The 16,695-nt window shown below is 56.0% G+C and carries 13 protein-coding genes; 11 read left to right on the top strand and 2 right to left on the bottom strand.

Annotated features, from left to right (window positions below):
- Positions 1-8 precede the first annotated feature (8 nt).
- The 10 genes from tssM (at position 9) to ACYZTY_RS27995 (ending at position 13,568) form a co-directional block, all read left to right on the top strand.
- Positions 9-3,548, top strand: coding sequence for a type VI secretion system membrane subunit TssM (gene tssM, locus ACYZTY_RS28040; protein ID WP_461956332.1), 3,540 nt, complete (start codon positions 9-11; stop codon positions 3,546-3,548).
- Positions 3,548-4,276 carry a PP2C family protein-serine/threonine phosphatase gene (locus tag ACYZTY_RS28035; RefSeq protein ID WP_461956331.1) on the top strand — a complete coding sequence of 243 codons (729 nt, stop codon included), beginning with the start codon at positions 3,548-3,550 and terminating at the stop codon, positions 4,274-4,276. Before tssM ends, ACYZTY_RS28035 begins: the two co-directional genes overlap by 1 nt.
- Positions 4,273-5,274, top strand: a complete 1,002-nt coding sequence (locus ACYZTY_RS28030) for a serine/threonine-protein kinase (RefSeq protein ID WP_461956330.1) — start codon at positions 4,273-4,275, stop codon at positions 5,272-5,274. Before ACYZTY_RS28035 ends, ACYZTY_RS28030 begins: the two co-directional genes overlap by 4 nt.
- A gap of 28 nt (positions 5,275-5,302) precedes the next feature.
- A complete protein-coding gene (locus ACYZTY_RS28025) occupies positions 5,303-7,339 on the top strand; it encodes a type VI secretion system Vgr family protein (protein WP_461956329.1) in 2,037 nt (678 codons plus the stop codon).
- 11 nt (positions 7,340-7,350) lie between these two features.
- Positions 7,351-8,382: an SEL1-like repeat protein gene (locus ACYZTY_RS28020; protein ID WP_461956328.1), complete on the top strand. Its 1,032-nt coding sequence runs from the start codon at positions 7,351-7,353 to the stop codon at positions 8,380-8,382.
- Entirely contained in the window at positions 8,379-11,447 is a 3,069-nt protein-coding gene (locus ACYZTY_RS28015; protein WP_461956327.1) for a glycoside hydrolase family 19 protein, read from the top strand. Before ACYZTY_RS28020 ends, ACYZTY_RS28015 begins: the two co-directional genes overlap by 4 nt.
- Positions 11,428-12,150, top strand: a complete 723-nt coding sequence (locus tag ACYZTY_RS28010) for a hypothetical protein (protein ID WP_461956326.1) — start codon at positions 11,428-11,430, stop codon at positions 12,148-12,150. The genes ACYZTY_RS28015 and ACYZTY_RS28010 overlap by 20 nt, the downstream gene beginning before the upstream one ends.
- A gap of 125 nt (positions 12,151-12,275) precedes the next feature.
- Positions 12,276-12,830 carry a DUF3304 domain-containing protein gene (locus ACYZTY_RS28005; RefSeq protein WP_461956325.1) on the top strand — a complete coding sequence of 185 codons (555 nt, stop codon included), beginning with the start codon at positions 12,276-12,278 and terminating at the stop codon, positions 12,828-12,830.
- Positions 12,831-13,001: 171 nt separating this feature from the next.
- Positions 13,002-13,301, top strand: a complete 300-nt coding sequence (locus ACYZTY_RS28000) for a lysozyme inhibitor LprI family protein (protein WP_461956324.1) — start codon at positions 13,002-13,004, stop codon at positions 13,299-13,301.
- A 15-nt stretch (positions 13,302-13,316) separates the two neighbouring features.
- Complete coding sequence (locus tag ACYZTY_RS27995) at positions 13,317-13,568, top strand: hypothetical protein (protein ID WP_461956323.1); 252 nt, start codon at positions 13,317-13,319, stop codon at positions 13,566-13,568.
- 95 nt (positions 13,569-13,663) lie between these two features.
- On the opposite strand, the gene ACYZTY_RS27990 is transcribed toward ACYZTY_RS27995, so the two are convergent.
- Positions 13,664-14,047, bottom strand: a complete 384-nt coding sequence (locus ACYZTY_RS27990) for a DUF6124 family protein (RefSeq protein WP_461956322.1) — start codon at positions 14,045-14,047, stop codon at positions 13,664-13,666.
- A 483-nt stretch (positions 14,048-14,530) separates the two neighbouring features.
- On the opposite strand from ACYZTY_RS27990, the gene ACYZTY_RS27985 reads away from it, so the two are divergent.
- Positions 14,531-14,914: a helicase gene (locus ACYZTY_RS27985; RefSeq protein ID WP_461956321.1), complete on the top strand. Its 384-nt coding sequence runs from the start codon at positions 14,531-14,533 to the stop codon at positions 14,912-14,914.
- 334 nt (positions 14,915-15,248) lie between these two features.
- Here the strand turns inward: ACYZTY_RS27985 and ACYZTY_RS27980 are convergent, their stop codons facing one another.
- Positions 15,249-16,649 carry an aminoacyl-tRNA deacylase and HDOD domain-containing protein gene (locus ACYZTY_RS27980; RefSeq protein WP_461956320.1) on the bottom strand — a complete coding sequence of 467 codons (1,401 nt, stop codon included), beginning with the start codon at positions 16,647-16,649 and terminating at the stop codon, positions 15,249-15,251.
- Between the last annotated feature and the right edge of the window lie 46 nt (positions 16,650-16,695).

Raw genomic sequence — 16,695 nt, 5'->3', positions numbered from 1 at the left:
GACGTGTGATGAAAAAGTTTTTCAAGAAAGTCGGCGCATTCTTGCGCAAGACCTGGGTCTGGACCTTGCTGGTGGTGCTGTTTGTCGCACTGCTGGTGTGGTTTGTCGGGCCGCTGCTGGCCGTTGATGACTACAAGTTCTGGGAAGGTTCGACCTCCCGCCTGCTGACCATCAGTGTGCTGTTCCTGATCTGGGGCCTGACCATGGTCTTCGTCAGCTGGCGCGCGGGCGTGCGTAAAAAAGCCGTCGAAGACACCGAAGACGGCCAGGACCGCATCCGCCGTGACGAGCTGATCGACGAAGAGCAGAAAGAACTTCGCGTACGTTTCAAGGATGCGTTGAAAACCCTGAAGACCTCGAGCCTGTATCGCGGTCGCAGCGAACGCTGGCGCAGTGACTTGCCGTGGTACTTGCTGATCGGCCCGCAGGGCAGCGGCAAAACCAGCCTGCTGGACTTCTCGGGCCTTGAGTTTCCGATCAACAAGATCGACCGCAAGCTGACCCGTGACACCCTCGGCACCCGTCATTGCGACTGGTATTTCGCCGACCACGGTGTGCTGATCGACACCGCCGGGCGTTACTTGACCCAGCCGGATGCCGAAGTCGATGGCAGCGCCTGGAGCACCTTGCTCGACCTGCTGCGCAAGCGTCGCCGCAACCGTCCATTGAACGGTGTGCTGGTGACCATCCCGGTTGAGTTGCTGCTGGGCAACAACGAGCAAGACCTCGACACCCTGGCTCGCCAGGTGCGCGCGCGTCTGCAAGACGTCCATCAGAAACTGCACGTCGATGTGCCGATTTATCTTGTGCTGAGCAAGGCTGACCAGTTGCTCGGTTTCGACGAATTCTTCGATCAACTGACCCGCGAAGAAAGCGATCAGGTGCTCGGTACCAGCTTCCGCAAAGACCAGAGCGGCACCGACGTCGCCGTGCTGCGCGCCGAGTTCGAAGAGCTGCTGCGTCGCCTGAACAGCCAGGTCATCATGCGCATGCACCAGGAGCGAGACACCCAGCGCCGTGGTCGCATCCTCGACTTCCCGCATCAACTGGGGCAGATCGGCGAGCGCCTGTGCCTGTTCGTCGACATGGCGTTCACCGGCAACCGCTACCAGCGTGTCAGCCAGTTGCGCGGTTTCTACCTGACCAGCGCACCGCATTTGACTCAAGAGATGGACCAGACCACCGCCGGCATCGGCGCCAGTCTGGGCATGAGTGCCGGCATGCTGCCGACCTTGCGCAGTGGCCGTTCGCGGTTCATTCACCATTTGCTCAGCCGGGTGATTTTCCCCGAGGCCGACCTGGCCGGTCTGGACAAGCGCGAACGCAGCCGCATCCATTGGGGCCAACGTGCGCTGTACGTGGGGGCACTGGCGGCACTGGCGCTGTTCGGCATGCTGTGGGCCGGCGGTTTCTCCGCCAACTACGAGCGGCTGGAAAACCTGCGTAACCTGGCCACCAACTGGACCCAGCAACGCTCGGCGCTGACCGCCCGTGATGATTCCATGGCGGTGCTCAAGACCCTCGACACCAGCTACGCGGCGACCCAGGTTTTCCCGAAAAAAGGTGACGTGTCGTACCACGAACGTGGCGGCCTGTACCAGGGTGAAGAGGTCAATCCGGTGGTCAAGGCAGCGTACGAGCGTGAGCTCGAAGCGCAATTGCTGCCGAAGGTCGCGACGCTGCTGGAAGGGCAGATCCGCGCCAACATGAAGGACCGCGAACGCCTGCTCAACAGCCTGCGTGCGTACCTGATGTTGAACATGAAGGATCGTCGCGATGCGGCGTGGCTCAAGGATTGGGTCGCCACTGACTGGTCCCAGCGTTACGCCGGCAATACGGCGGTGCAGAACGGTTTGAACACGCACTTCGAGCGTTTGCTCAAGCAGCCGTTTATTTACCCGCTGAACGATCAACTGGTGGCGCAAGCGCGTCAGGTGCTGCGCAGCGAATCGCTGGCCAACGTGGTTTACCGGATGCTGCGCGAGCAGGCCCGCAACCTGCCGGAATACCGCTTGAGCCAACACATCGGCCCGCAGGCTTCGCTGTTTGTCGGCGCCGATTACGTGATTCCCGGCTTCTACACCCAGCAGGGTTATCAGCAGTATTTCTCGGTTCAGGGCAGTGCGCTGGTCACCGACATCCTGCGTGACAACTGGGTGTTGGGCGAAGGCGCGGGCATCAGCGGCATGGACTTGCGCCGCTTGATGGTCGAACTGGAGCAACTGTACTTCCGCGACTACGCCAACTTCTGGAGCGAAGCGGTCGGTCAGGTTGCGTTGCCACCGATCAACGATGCGGGCGAGGGCGCCGAGCAACTGGCGGGCCTGACTTCCGCCAATTCCCCAGTGCTGCAACTGCTGGTGGAAGTGCGCGAGAACACCCGGTTCCCGGCAGAAGCCGAGCCGGTTGATCAAGCGGCCGATGCCGCTGCAGCGCTGGGTGAGCAGAAAGGCAAGTTGGGCAAGCTGGGCAAACTGGCGTCTGCCGCAGCTGATCAGGCCTCGGACATGGCGGCGATGAAAAACCTGCCGGACACCGCGAAAAAATCCCTGCAACGTCGCTTCGAACCGCTGCACCGTTTGCTGGATGACAACAACGGCCCGGCCGCTGATTTGACCCCGGCACTCGCAGCGCTCAACGACCTGCAACTGCAACTGGCGAGCCTGGCGCGTGCCAGTTCCCCGGATCAGGCCGCATTCGAAATGGCCAAGACCCGCATGAGCGGCCAGCGTGATGCGCTGAGCGCCCTGCGCAATGCGTCGAATCGCCTGCCGCGTCCGGTCAGCGTGTGGTTCAACGTGTTGGCCGAAGATACCTGGCGTCTGGTGCTGAACGATTCCTACCAGTACCTGAACCAGCGTTATCAGAGCGAGCTGTACAGCTTCTATGGCAAGGCGATCAACAAGCGTTACCCGTTCAGCGCCCACAGCACCAGCGACGTCGCGATCAGCGACTTCCGCGAGTTCTTCAAGGCACAGGGCATCAACGATCGCTTCTTCGAGACCTACATGCGTCCGTTCGTCGTTGGCGATCCAGGCAACTACCGCCTGCGCAGCATTGACGGTCACAGCATGCCGATCTCCAAGGTCTACCTCGACCAGATGGCCGCGGCGCAAGTGATTCGCCAGAGCTTCTTCTCGGTCAACCCGGCCGAGCCGCAAGTGCAGTTCAAACTGGAGCCGTACACCCTCGACCCGGCCGTCAGTCGTTCCGAGTTCAAGTTTGGCGACAAGACCATCGAATACCGTCACGGTCCGATCGTGCCGGTGTCGTTCAAATGGCCGACCGACGCTGAAGACGGTCGCACCAGCCTGGTCCTCGACAAAATGGCCGGTCGCCCGATAGGCATCGAGAAGAACACCGGCCCATGGTCGCTGTTCCGTCTGTTCGACCTGATGCAGACCGAGTACCTGAGCGGTCGCGACGTGCTGGTGCTGAAAGCTGACGTGGGTGGCCTGCGCGCCAATTACCTGCTCAGCAGCCAGCGCACACCGAACCCGTTCGACATGGGCGTGCTGCGTACCTTCCGTATGCCGGTGCAGCTCTGATGCTGGTTGCCAGTCCCTGGCGCAGCGCTGCGCGTACCGACGCCGGCAAGGTTCGGGCGCGCAACGAAGATGCTTTTCTCGACTGCCCACAGCAGGGGCTGTGGGTGGTCGCGGATGGCATGGGCGGTCATCAGGGTGGCGACATCGCCAGCCAGTTGATCGTCGCCAGCCTGGCGGAATTGCCGGTGCAAGACGACTTCGACGAACGACTCAAAGGCATTCGTCAGTGCCTGCACTGGTTGAATCGCCGCCTGGGCCAGGAGTTGACCGTCACCGCCGGGCGCCACGACAGCATCATGGGCAGCACCGTGGTGGCGCTGCTGGTGGAAGGCAATCGCGCGGCCTGTATCTGGGCCGGCGACAGCCGTTGCTACCTGTGGCGTGGCCAGCGTTTGTATCAGCTGTCCAAGGACCATTCGCTGCAACAGCAACTGATCGACGAGCAAAACATGAGCATCGAAGACGCCCGTGCGCATCCTTCGGCCCATGCCCTGACCCGTGCGGTCGGGGCAGCCGATGTGCTGACGCTGGACGTGCTCGAACTCGAGGTTTACCCCGGCGATACGTTTCTGTTGTGCAGCGACGGTTTGTACCAAGGGCTCAGCAGCGATGTCTTGGGCAACGCCCTGAGCCTGACCGCGCCGCACGTTGCGCTGGAGCGTCTGTTCGACGGCGCCTTGCGTGGCTCGGCCCGGGACAACCTGACTGCCGTGGTGATCCGACAATGACCCAACTCATGCCGCCGCTCGACGACCTGCTGGTGACCGACGAGGAAGCCAATAACCTGACTTACTTTGCGTTCGCCAAGTCTCACAAAGCTGAGCCGGCGCTGGCGCCAACCAAGGCCAGCGTCGGCGAAATGCCCGACGTGCTTGCAGGCCGTTACCGCATCGAGCGCCTGCTCGGTGCCGGCGGCATGGGCGCGGTTTACCGCGCACGGGACTTGCTGAGCGAACAGTTCGGCGATCCCGACCCTTACATCGCGCTGAAAATCCTCAGCGAAGAATTTGCCGAATCGCCGGACGCCAGCGCCTTGCTCTACAGCGAGTTCGCCCTGACCCGACGACTGCGCCACGACAACGTGTTGCGACCGCACACCTTTGAAGTGGACACCGACTGCCAGCGCGCCTTCATCACCATGGAGCTCATGCGTGGGCTGACCCTGGACAAATTACTCTGCGAGCGCCCACTGGGCCTGCCGTGGAAAGAACTGCGCGACATCGCGCTGCCGCTGCTCGACGCGCTGGCCTACGCCCACGCGCGCGGCGTGCTGCACGGTGACATTAAGCCGAGCAACGTGATGCTCAGCGAAGAGGGCGTGCGCCTGTTCGACTTCGGTCTGGGTCAGGCCGAAGAAGGCATCTTGCCCGGCCTGCCACACTTGAGCCGCGACCGCTTCAACGCCTGGACCCCGGGCTACGCCGCCGCGGAATTGCTCGAAGGCCAACCACTGTCGGCCAGTGCCGACGTATACGGCGTGGCCTGCGTGCTCTACGAACTGGCGGGCGGCAAACATCCTTTCCGCCGCTTATCGTCGATCGAGGCCCGCGACGCGCACCTCGACCGCGAGCTCCACGCTCCACGGAATCTACCGAAACACTGCTGGCCAGCGCTGCGAACGGCGCTGGCTTTCGATGCGGCCGAGCGCACCATCACCGCCGCCCAATTGCGTGACGCCCTGGGCGCCACTTCGTCTTTGCTGCAACGCCTGCGACTGCGGGCGTAACGGATGACTACCGAACAGGGAGCAAGCAATGTTTAACCCGTCTAACGAAACGCATTTCAGCCTGACTGTCGAAGACTACGTCGGCGACCTGCAAGTGCTGTCGTTCACCGGCACCGAAGGCATCAGCCAGCCGTATCGCTTCGACCTCGAACTGGTCAGCGAAAACCCCGATCTGGACCTGGAAAAACTCCTGCACAAACAGGCGTTCCTGGCGTTCGATCCGCAAGGCTCCGGCATCCACGGCCAGATCTACCGCGTCGCCCAAGGCGATGCCGGCAAGCGCCTGACCCGCTACAAAGTCTCCCTGGTGCCGCAACTGCAATACCTGCATCACCGCACCAACCAGCGCATCTACCAGCAAATGTCCGCACCGAAAATCATCGCGCTGATCCTCGACGAGCACGGCATCAAGGGCAATGCTTACCGCTTCCAGCTCAGCCAGCCCTGCCCGGACCGCGACTACTGTGTGCAGTACGACGAAACCGACCTGCACTTCGTCCAGCGCCTGTGCGAAGAGGAAGGCATTCACTACCACTTCCAGCACAGCGAGAAAGGTCACCTGCTGGTGTTCGGCGACGACCAGACTGTGTTCCCGAAACTCGGCCAGCCAACGGCGTACGTGCAAGGCAGCGGCATGGTCGCCGACGAGCCGGTGATCAAAGGCTTCAAACTGCGCCTCGAAACCCGCACCGGCCGCGTCACCCGCCGCGACTACGACTTCGAAAAACCGCGCCTGCAACTCGAAGCCGCCTACAAGCCCGACGGCGAAAGCACCGAACCGGATCTGGAAGATTACGACTACCCCGGCCGCTTCCTCGACCGCGCGCGTGGCAAATTCCTCAGCCAACGCGCCCTCGAACGCCACCGCGCCGACTACCAGCAAGCCGAAGGCCACGGCGACCAGACCAAACTGATCAGCGGCCACTTCCTGGAAATGTCCGATCACCCGCGCACCGAGTGGAACGACCTCTGGCTGCTCACCGAAATCGTCCACGAAGGCAAACAGCCGCAAGTCCTCGAAGAATCGGTGACCAGCGACACCACCGACAACAAGGACGACTTCCACCAGGGCTACCGCAACCGCTTCCTCGCCACCCCATGGGCAGTGTTCTATCGCCCAGCGCTGCAACACCCAAAACCCCGCGTCCTCGGCAGCCAGACCGCCATGGTCACCGGGCCTAAAGGCGAAGAGATTCACTGCGACCAATACGGCCGCATCAAAGTGCAATTCCACTGGGACCGCGAAGGCTTGGCGGATGACAAAACCAGCTGCTGGATGCGCGTGTCTTCGAGTTGGGCAGGGGATCGGTATGGCGCGATTGTCATTCCGCGTATTGGCATGGAAGTGCTCGTCACCTTCCTCGAAGGGGATCCCGATCAGCCGTTGGTGACGGGGTGCCTGTATCACAAGGAAAACCAGGTTCCCTACGAGTTGCCGGCGAACAAGACTCGCACCGTGTTCAAAACCCTCAGCTCCCCGGGGGGCGGTGGGTTTAATGAACTGCGGATTGAAGACAAGAAGGGTGCGGAGCAGATCTTCATTCATGCCCAGCGGGATTGGGATGAAAACATTGAGCATGATCAGAAGATTCGTGTCGGGAATGAACGGCATGACACGGTGGTTAAGAACACCTACACCGAGCTCAAGGCTGAAGAGCATCGCACCACGATTGCTGACCGCAAGGTTGAAACGCGGCTGGATGATCACCTGACGATTGGGCAGAACCAGCATGTGAAGTTGGGGACTGCGCAGCTGACGAGTGTTGGGAAAGAGATACATCTGAAGGCTGGGGCGAAGATTGTTATTGAGGCTGGCAGCGAACTGACCATTTTGGGGGGTGGGAGCTTTATCAAGCTGGATGCCGGTGGGGTGACGGTTGTTGGGCCGGTGGTGAAGATTAATGCGGGTGGTTCGGCTGGGAATGGGACAGGGATTGGGATTAAGCCGCCGGTGCTGCCGGGGGCGGCGGATAAGGATAAGGCGGGGAGTTTGATGGATCAGGCGTTGGGGAATGGGGTGCCGGAGAAGGTTAAGCCGAAGGCTTTTTTTGTGTTTTCTGAGTGATGAGTTTCGTGATGACAACAAACAAACACGTAAGGCAGATGAAGTGGTTTTCCATTGCACTGTTGAGCCTAGGGATGAGCTCCGGTGCCTTTGCCTCGTCGCCCAGCGACGCTCAATGTCCGAGCAGTAACTTTGCTGAGTTCGTCAAAGCTTTTTCATCCGAACCAGAGGTACAGAAAGCTTTTATCACGTCTCCTGTGAAGCAGGTTCACGTAACAGCGGATGGCAAAATACCCAAGGTTGTCGAGCGAAGCCTAAAGGGGTTGGCCACCGATGAATTGAAGATGCTGCTTCCTGAAAATGCGGCCAAGTCGAATCTCACGATCGATATCGTGTTGCCGAACAGGGTGATTGTTCGAGATCAGGTGGGTGGCTTTCTGAAGATTTTCGTCTTCAAGCATGACGACTGCTGGGTTCTAAACCGGGTTGAGGATTGGACGCTTGAGGTGGTCATGGATGCAGTCACTCGGTCGGAGAAACAAACGCCCGGTGAGCGTGAGCTGAAAAAAGGCGTGATATTCGACAGGCTGGTCAATAAGGCATCTCCCGAATCCGGTATCTATTTGTACGCAGCGGCATTGGATAGCTATTTAGATGGGGCTCAAAAAGGTTCGGCACAAGCCGCAGCCGCTGCTGCGGGAATTAGTCTTTCTGGGCAAGCACCGCGATTGGAGAACGCCAAGATTCTGGATCTTTTGGTGCAGGCATCAACGAGCATTCCTGACGTAGGCTTGGCGCTCGCAATGTTCTATTGCGATGAGGGCGAATACGACAATGAACGCGCTTGTATTAATCCACAAAAGTCGATAGAGACGTTGGAAATTGCTGCGCAGCAGGGCTCAACCAATGCAGTTATTCGACTAGGTGAAGTGTACGAAGTCGGCAATGTAGTGCCTGTAGATCTAATTCGGGCAATGGCGTGTTATCGGGAGGCTCAAAAGTCTGACCTTGAGTCCACTACTCTCGCTATTGACCGCTTAGCGGCCAAAGGGGTCGTCATGGATAACTCAACTCAATGTATTAAAGCAGGAAGCTTCCGATGAGTACCGGACTACTTGAGCAACTGGATAAATATCGTAGCGGTTATGAATACGGTCCCCACAAGGGCGAAACCGATATTAATAACAACGGCAAGAAAGAAATCGATTGCTCGGGTCTTGTTTACCGATTACTGCAAGACGCGGGATATACAATTCCTTACCGGACAACATCACAGCTAAATACCGACCGGGAACATTTTGACGAAGTTCCGCTCGCGAGTGCCGAACCCGGTGATATCGCACTTTGGATAAATTTTCACGGGCATACAGGAGTTATTGAAACCCTTATCTCTGGCCAGATTCCAGGAAACTTCTTTGGCTCGCAATCGCACGGTCCGAAAACGGCACTTTACGGACCGAATAGCCTTTACTGGCCTAGACCAGAGAAGATTTTGCGTCCGAAACCTCAATTTAGAGGGGGGCAACCAGCCCCCGCAGCTGCGCCAACCCCAACCCCTGCGCCCGCTCCGGCGGGGCCTGCGCCATTGATGAACTTCCAATATCCGTTCAGAAAAGCTGATGGCAAGCAGTTCGCCAACGCGGAAGAAGTTTACGCTGCACTCGAAGGTGAAACCTCGGGTCACTACCTGCTCGGCAGTAACAAGTTCTGGCACGGAGGCATCCACATCACCAATGCAAGCGCCCCGCAATGCGTACTGAATGAGCCGATACGCTGTATGGCCGATGGCGAAGTCGTTGCTTATCGCCTTAATGAGGATTATCTGGAATCGACCTTCGGTAGCAACGAGAAAAAACTGAAGTATTCCAGTTCCTTCTGCCTGGTGCGTCACGAGTACAAGTCTGCGCCCAACCCGGAAGAAGGGCCGAACAAAGGCAAGCAAAACAAGCTGAATTTCTACAGTCTGTACATGCATTTGTTGCCGTATGCCCGCTATCCGTTAGCTCCGGAAGAAACACCGAAGCCTGTAGTTACCATGAATTTTGGCGACTACAAAGGTTACGACAAGGCTCCTTGGATACCCGGCGCGCACTCCTATGGATTAATAAAAAAGGGTACAAAGCTAGAAATTCTTGATCAGGCTGTTGAGGGAACCAAAACCTACGCCAAGGGAAAGATTCTTGCTGGATCAGTCAAAAGCGGCTCAACCAAAACGCGTAACGTCGGAGATGAAATCTGGTTCGCTTTTAAAGAGAACGACATCCCCTATCAAAACTCGCAGCACAAGGCGATCTGGACTGCGGACAAAGTGCCTCAACGACTGAGGCCCAATTATTGGCAGGGAAAAGTTAAGGCCACCGCGATCAGTAAGCTTGACCTGTACGAGGCGCCAACGGCACTTCAAAATGGCCAACCCGCAGGTGCCCGCATTGGCTCAATGCAGCTTATTCCGGGCAGTGTCGTTGAGTTCGATAGTAAGGAAGTACTGAATCTCAATGTGGCAGGCGTCACTCGACGGATGGCGAAATGTACCAAGGTCAGCGGTGGCTTAGCTGGTGCAGGATCCGTACCTCCAAGTTTTTGGACATGCGTAGAAAACGCCCCGGATTACCGGATGCTTGACTGGACGAATCTGACGCCCAGTAGCTTCGATTCGGTTGAAACGGCAAGTACCGGAATCAAGGCAGGCGATCCGATTGGCTATCTGGGGCAAACAGAGAATCTCACCGGCGAAGACGGCAGTGTGTCCAGTAAGTACCAGGTTCACGTCGAGATTTTTACTGCCGAAGCTGACGTCAAAGATTTCCTCAAGAACGTTGCCGGTTTGAAGATAGGCAAGCAATACCTGCATCTGGTTGCCGGAGCCGAACTCAAGAAAAAAGCGCCTGCCACTGGTTCCACTCCACTCAAGAAGGATCATGCGGTTGACTTGAGCAAGGCTCCAATTGTTAAAGAAGGCACCGAAGATTGGTATGAAGTCAGTGTTGTTGAGGATGATCAACCGCTAGCAGGGCTGGTAAAAAAAACCAGTGCAGAAATCATCACGCAACACGATTGGGAGAAATTGGGCTTCCAGATCGTTGAGGAAAGCAATCCAACAGCAGATGGGTTCCTCGATCCACAAGATATGCCGCAGTTCTTTAAGGACCTCTTCGCGAAGATTGATAAAAACCACGATGGTAATGTGGATCCGGACGAGCTCGCCGACGCCCTGAAGGACGCTGATACGAGAGATCAGTGGGCAAAGCTTATCGCTCACCATCCGACTGAATGGAAAGATAAAGCAGAGTCACCCAAGTGGAGTAAGTTAGATAAGTTGCTGGAGACATCGCCAAAAACGCTGAAGCATGAGAAAGAAAGAATAAGTAAATACGTGTTTTGGGAAGAGCTTACCGGTAAGGCGGCCATGAGTTCAGACGTGATTTGGCATTTTCATCCAATTGAGTTTGTCTCTAACTCAATGCTCCGAGCGGGTATGAAAATAACTCTGGCGATGCTGAAAAAAGTATTTACCACGGGTGATGATGCAAAATTACAGTTGCTTGCTGATGAGCTAAATCCGCGACTAGCGGACTATAAGTTGGATACCCCATTACGCTTAAGTCATTTTTTCGCTCAAGTTAGGGTTGAAGTGGGAGATGGATATGCGCTTGTAGAATCGTTAGCTTATCGTCCTGAAAAACTTGCAAGTTTTTCCTATTTTAGCTCTCGGCCTGATGAAGCCGATTTGTACGGATACAAACCGGGCGAGCATCCAGCTAATCAGATTGAAATTGCCAATCGAGCATATAATGGTGTCACGGGTGTCACTGATCTTGGTAACGGAAATATTGCCAGTGGTGATGGTTGGAAATACCGAGGTCGCGGTTTAAAGCAACTAACTGGGCGCTATAATTACAATGAGTTCACTACACTTTATCCGCAGCTATGGCCTGGAGAAAACCTTAGCTTTATTAATAACCCTGAGTTGCTTGAGCAGCCAAAATATGCAGCTAGATCCGCAGTATTTTTTTGGTTAAAGAATAGTTTGTTTGAAATAGCGGATAAGGGGGATGCGCCTGAATTCGTGAATTCGATAACCGCGAAAATTAACCTCCATACTACTAGCTATGGCGACAGACGAACCCAGTTCACTAGGATTTGGACAAATGAGAAAATTTTTCGGTAAAAAAATGATTGCTGTCGCTTTGCTTAGTAGTTGCATAGGCTATGCGAGTGCCTCTGATTTTTTAGTGCTCAACCGGGATGTCACAGGCGACGGAAATTTAGATCAAGTTAAACTCACGGATAACGACACTGAATTTTACACATTAAGTGTTGTTTCCGGTGGCAGGGAGCTATTAAAGAATGAAGCGCTTGTCCCGAAGGTCATAAAAAATAGTGGTGGATTAGAGGTTTTCCAGGGTTTGTCTGTAGCAGATGGGAGTATTTCAATTCGGTATCGTTTCTGTAGCCCGTCTAGCAGTGTTTGCTATCTAAGAAATGTTGTTAGTATTTTTAAAGATGGGAAGTTTTTTGTTTCGCGAGAAGAGGCTGTGGCCAATGCGGATAAAATTGCATTGACGGGTGTTTTTTATCGGAAGCCAGCCATTCCATTGGACTCGCTGACTTACCAATCGCTTCTGGAAAATAATGACAGTGCAACAAAATTATTTGCCAGCATTTATGGCAATTGCGTGGTCGAAATGGATGGAGATTCGCTGGTGAAAATCTCTGATGAGTTGGAAAAAGATTCACCAAGTGAGTGGGTTCTAAGAAAAGGTTGTATTACTCCTGCATTAGTCTTCGCTTTGCAGGCTCAGAAATTTTTATCGCCTAAGGCTGCGTCCAACTACTTTAGTAAATCTGGAGCCGCTTCAATCGCTGAATAAATAACAAAGGGTGCATATTTACTGTGCTAGGTAGGCATTAGATATGAGTGAAAAGGGGACGGATTTATTTATGATGATGCGGTCGCCAATAAATAAATCCGTCCCCTTCTAGGTTTTCTACTCTTATGCAAAAAATATGCTTAGGGCTAAAAAATATTAGTCATAAGACAAAGGGAAGATTATTAATCCTGTCAGTAAGTATGTTCTGCGTAAGCTCCTGCATCGCTGGCCCAGAAATGGTGTCTACGCCTGTTACTGGTTATAACCATACCGCAGCGGAAATTATACGATTTAGTATCAATGGTGCAGGTGGTCCTAGTATTCCAGCAAATCAAGGTGGAGGGGAGGTTTGCTGCGGCGTACTTCCTGTTCAGTGGACTCCGGGTGTTAGAGCTATTATCGAATGGGACAAAGATCCAAACCCATACGAAAAACTCAAGCGTGATCAGTACGGCCAAATTGTAAAAGAGGCTGCTGTTCGCCACTCTGCTGGCTATTCTCACCATACAGCTACGGTGGAAATCCCTAAGTACGCTGAGAAAGTTTGTGCATTACAGGTTCACTTTTTTCCCTGTGATAAAGTGAAGGTGTCTACAACCTGCTATACGCCCGGAAACCCAAATTACCCAGATAAAGCTTATTTTAAAGCTAAGGAGCCGGCTTCATGTTCGAATCATTGATAGGTGAAAAGGGGACGGATTTATTTATGATGATGCGGTCGCCAATAAATAAATCCGTCTCCTTTTCCTAATAAATAAATCTGCCCCGCGTTTTTAATTTTTTCCTGTGATCGGTCGTAGCGTCGAGGGTCAACCGTGACAACGAAGTTTAAAAGGTTTGCTGTAGCACTGGTGAGCGCCGCTTTCGCGGCATCGATGATTTCGGCTCATGCACAGGAAACCTGCAACCACAACAGCTTTACCAATCCCGATTTGATCACTTGCGGCCAGCAAAGCTTCGAAAAAATCGACGCTGTGCTGAATGAGCAATACAAGAAAACCCTGGCCAGCTTGTCTCCCGCAGACAAGAAGCAACTGACCGATGTGCAAAGAAGGTGGGTGCGCTTCAAAGAAGCGTATTGCGAGGATCTGTATCAAGCGGTTTTGCCGGGAGCGGAGGCGCCCATCGAGAAGCTCGCGTGTTTGGCGTAGACAACCACTGCCCGGTTGGGTGAGCTCATTTATCTACAGACAGGTATGCCGAATGATGGCTTTTACAAAGCTGCTTCGTTGATGGCAGGGCAGGATCGCGAAAACGGCTTGAAGGCCTCAATCAACCTGCTGGGAGGGGGCGAATTCGACGATCCGGTTTGGAAGCAATACGCCGACGCGCAGTGCGAGATGAGTTTCCGTCTGTTTCGTGAAGACCTTGCTTATTGCGCTGTGCGAATGCGTTTTCAGTTACCCATGAATCGCTAACGATATGAACTCACCGCCCCAGACAGGCTGTCAGTGGTGAGTCAGGGATAATCAAGAAAGGGGACCTAAGTCCCCTTTTTCTATCCGTGGTTCCGCTACAGCTTTGCCCGATGCTCCGCCGGATTGGGCGAATCAATATGATCCAGCGCTCGCTCCACCAACAACCGAACCCCATCCGCCAATCTGCTTAGCGCCAAGGCTAAGGAGCGTCGTGCTCCGTCCACGTCGTCGGCCAGGTTGGCGGCGATGGCGCTGATGGACAGCAGGTCTTCCGAGGCGTTGGCCAGGAGGGCTTCGGTGTCGATGTCGGGGGAGACGGCGAAGAGGTTGCCTTTGCGAGGCTTGGGTTTGTCGCCGGGTGGTGGGGCGAAATGGTGGTTGAGGGCGCGCTCGGCGGCTTCGTGGAATTTCTTCGAATCGAGGGATTCGTAGGGGGAGGTGGCTTCGTTTTCTGGTGGATTCGGTGTTGGCTTGATCATAAGTGTTATCCCGTAATTATGGAGCTGACACCTTTTCGCTCGCACTTCGAAAGAGGTGGCAGCTGTGCATAGGTGTGCAAGACCGGCGGGATTACCCGGCAGACCCGAAGGTCTCCCATACACAACTGCCATAACGGTTCGCGAGCATAGGAAAATGCTCGATGAATTGCCATAACCATTGTGTATCCCGCCGGACTTGCACGTCCGTGTCACCGATTTTGCGGCGACGAACAAAGCCTATCGATGAAGCCAAACGCTGCCTAGTTCACGAACAACCCCACGTGTTGAAGGAAACTTCCGATAGCATCGAGCGTAGAGAGATCAAATCTTCCACGCTTTTAAACACAGGCGTTTCGTCAATGACTTGGTAGTCATCAGCGTCAAAAACCACGGCATCTTCTTCTATCGCTGCGCAACAGTGGCGTTCTCGCTTGAAGCCGCTACACTGCGCCGGCCGTTCACTTTTCTCTTGAGGCTGTGCGCATGAAATTTCGTTTTCTACTGTGGATGCTGGGTTTGTTGATGGGTAAGGCCAGTCGGACTAATCCTGCGTTTCAGCAGCAGTTGGGTGACAAGGAATTGGTGTTCCAGCTACAGACCCTGGACGGGAAAGTGGCGCGGCATTTCTTTGTGAAGGATCAGCGCATTACCAGCCAGTCGGGCGTGTATGCCGAGCCGGCGTTTGCGATTGCGTTCAAGGATGCGGCGTATGGCTTTGCCACGATGCAGGCGAAGAACAAGCAGCTGGCGTTTATGACGGGGATTCAGGACAAGTCGATTCAGATCAAGGGGAATCCGGCGCTGGTGATCTGGTTTCAGGGGTTGACCAAGTATTTGAAGCCGCGGAAAGCGAAGGCTAAAGCCTGAGAATCTTGATCCAGTCTGGAGTGAAAGGGGCTTTTGTGGCGAGGGAGCTTGCTCCCGCTGGGTTGCGAAGCGGCCCTAAAGCTTGAGACCTCGGTTGTATCTGAAACATCGCGTTGGCTGGATTGCGACTGCTGCGCAGTCGAGCGGGAGCAAGCTCCCTCGCCACAGGGTTGTGGTGGTTCAGAGATAGCGAGTTGGATTCATCGCGAGCAGGCTCGCTCCTACAAGGGGGGGTGGTGATCCAGGTGGATCGGCGGGGGCTTTTTCGCGGGCAAGCCTCGCTCCTACAGGGATTGCGTAAATCCTGTGGGAGCGTGGCTTGCCCGCGATGCTTTTAGGCTTGGCTGAATTGCGAAGCGAGTTCGCGCAGAAGCACTTCAGCCTCAAGCACTTTGCTGACGACGTCGTTGGCTTTGTCGCGGGTCAGGCCGACGCGTTCGAGTAAGGCGTCCGGGATGTCTTCATCCGGCCCGGAGCCGATGCCGCGTCCACGCAGCAGGCGTACGGCCAGGCACACAAGGTTCGGGTATTCAGCGTAGGCACCGTCGTAGGTTGGGTCGTGCTGAAAGCGCAGCGCGGTGGCGAGTTCGTCGGGCATGTCCCAGTAGCGCATCAACCACGAGCCGATCTGTTCGCGGCTGATGCCGAGCAGGTGTTGCTCGACGTAGCTGTGGCACAGGTGCGGGTTGACTTCGAGGTGGCGGCAGATCAGCGAGAAGTGCGGCGGGAACACGTGGGCCAGCAACAGGTAGCCGAAGTTGTGCAGCAGGCCGGCGAGGTAGGTCAGGCCGGCTTCCGGGCGCTGGGCGCGGGGCATGGCGCGGGTCAGGCCTTCGATGACGGCGGCGGTGTAGATCGATTGCTGCCAGTACGGCGTGGTGTGTTGCGGGTGGTCTTTGGGCAGGCTCAGGGTTTTGCCCAGGGCCAGGCCCAGCGCGAGGTTGATCACCAGGTCGAAACCCAGCACACGCACAATCGCATCTTCTACTGAACGAATTTTGCCCGGTGACGCGTAGTACGGCGACGCGGCCCAGCTGACGACTTGGGCGGCCAGCGCCGGGTCGGTTTCGACCACGCCGGTGATGTCGTCGATGGTGGCGTTGGGGTCGACGCGCAACTTGATGATTTTCTGCGCGGTCTCGGCCAGCGGCGGAATCTCGATGGTCGCTTCCAGGCGTTGCTGGATGCGCCGCGCGGTGAACGCCTGGACGGCCTGGGTGATTTCCTCGCGGTCATCGTCGGGGCGGTCGAGGTTCGGGCGGATGCTGGTCAGGTTCTCGCCGAAGTTCGCGGCGCTGGCCTTGGTCAGCATGGTCTTGAAGTCTTCGCTGGCGATTTCCAGCAGCAGGCCCGGCTCGCCCGAGTTGATCAGCAACTTCGGTACGCGCAGCAGGCTTTCTTCGTACAGGCACGGCGAACTGGTCAGCGCCGGCAGGCCGGGCAGCAGGCTCAGGTTGTGCTTGCCGAGCATTTTGACCAGGCGTTCGGTGGGCACGGCGGTGAGGCGGCGGCCGGTCAGTTCGGCGAGGCGATTGAGGTCCAGCAACTGGCTTTGCGGGAACAGCACCATCAAGGCACCGACCGCGTCGTCCACCAGCACCGCCTGCACTTTGCGCGAGGCGTTGAGGCCGTGGTGGTCGAGTACTTCTTCGTAGGCAATGCCCAATTTGCCCAGCAGCAGCCGAATAACAGACGGAGCGTGCAGGGTGTCGGGGGCGAGGGCAGCTTCTGTCATGGTCTGTATCCGTATTCAAACAATTGCAGGAGTATAACCAGCTTGT

This window comes from Pseudomonas sp. LB1P83, assembly GCF_054897885.1.
The sequence above is the reverse complement of the archived record's forward strand: the minus strand, read 5'-3'. Positions and strand labels throughout refer to the sequence as shown.

What these genes read in the sequence shown, in the direction of transcription:
- tssM (WP_461956332.1), top strand. Translation starts at nt 9, where the DNA reads ATGAAAAAGTTTTTCAAGAAAGTCGGCGCATTCTTGCGCAAGACCTGG.
- ACYZTY_RS28035 (WP_461956331.1), top strand. Translation starts at nt 3,548, where the DNA reads ATGCTGGTTGCCAGTCCCTGGCGCAGCGCTGCGCGTACCGACGCCGGC.
- ACYZTY_RS28030 (WP_461956330.1), top strand. Translation starts at nt 4,273, where the DNA reads ATGACCCAACTCATGCCGCCGCTCGACGACCTGCTGGTGACCGACGAG.
- ACYZTY_RS28025 (WP_461956329.1), top strand. Translation starts at nt 5,303, where the DNA reads ATGTTTAACCCGTCTAACGAAACGCATTTCAGCCTGACTGTCGAAGAC.
- ACYZTY_RS28020 (WP_461956328.1), top strand. Translation starts at nt 7,351, where the DNA reads ATGACAACAAACAAACACGTAAGGCAGATGAAGTGGTTTTCCATTGCA.
- ACYZTY_RS28015 (WP_461956327.1), top strand. Translation starts at nt 8,379, where the DNA reads ATGAGTACCGGACTACTTGAGCAACTGGATAAATATCGTAGCGGTTAT.
- ACYZTY_RS28010 (WP_461956326.1), top strand. Translation starts at nt 11,428, where the DNA reads ATGAGAAAATTTTTCGGTAAAAAAATGATTGCTGTCGCTTTGCTTAGT.
- ACYZTY_RS28005 (WP_461956325.1), top strand. Translation starts at nt 12,276, where the DNA reads ATGCAAAAAATATGCTTAGGGCTAAAAAATATTAGTCATAAGACAAAG.
- ACYZTY_RS27990 (WP_461956322.1), bottom strand. Translation starts at nt 14,047, where the DNA reads ATGATCAAGCCAACACCGAATCCACCAGAAAACGAAGCCACCTCCCCC.
- ACYZTY_RS27985 (WP_461956321.1), top strand. Translation starts at nt 14,531, where the DNA reads ATGAAATTTCGTTTTCTACTGTGGATGCTGGGTTTGTTGATGGGTAAG.
- ACYZTY_RS27980 (WP_461956320.1), bottom strand. Translation starts at nt 16,649, where the DNA reads ATGACAGAAGCTGCCCTCGCCCCCGACACCCTGCACGCTCCGTCTGTT.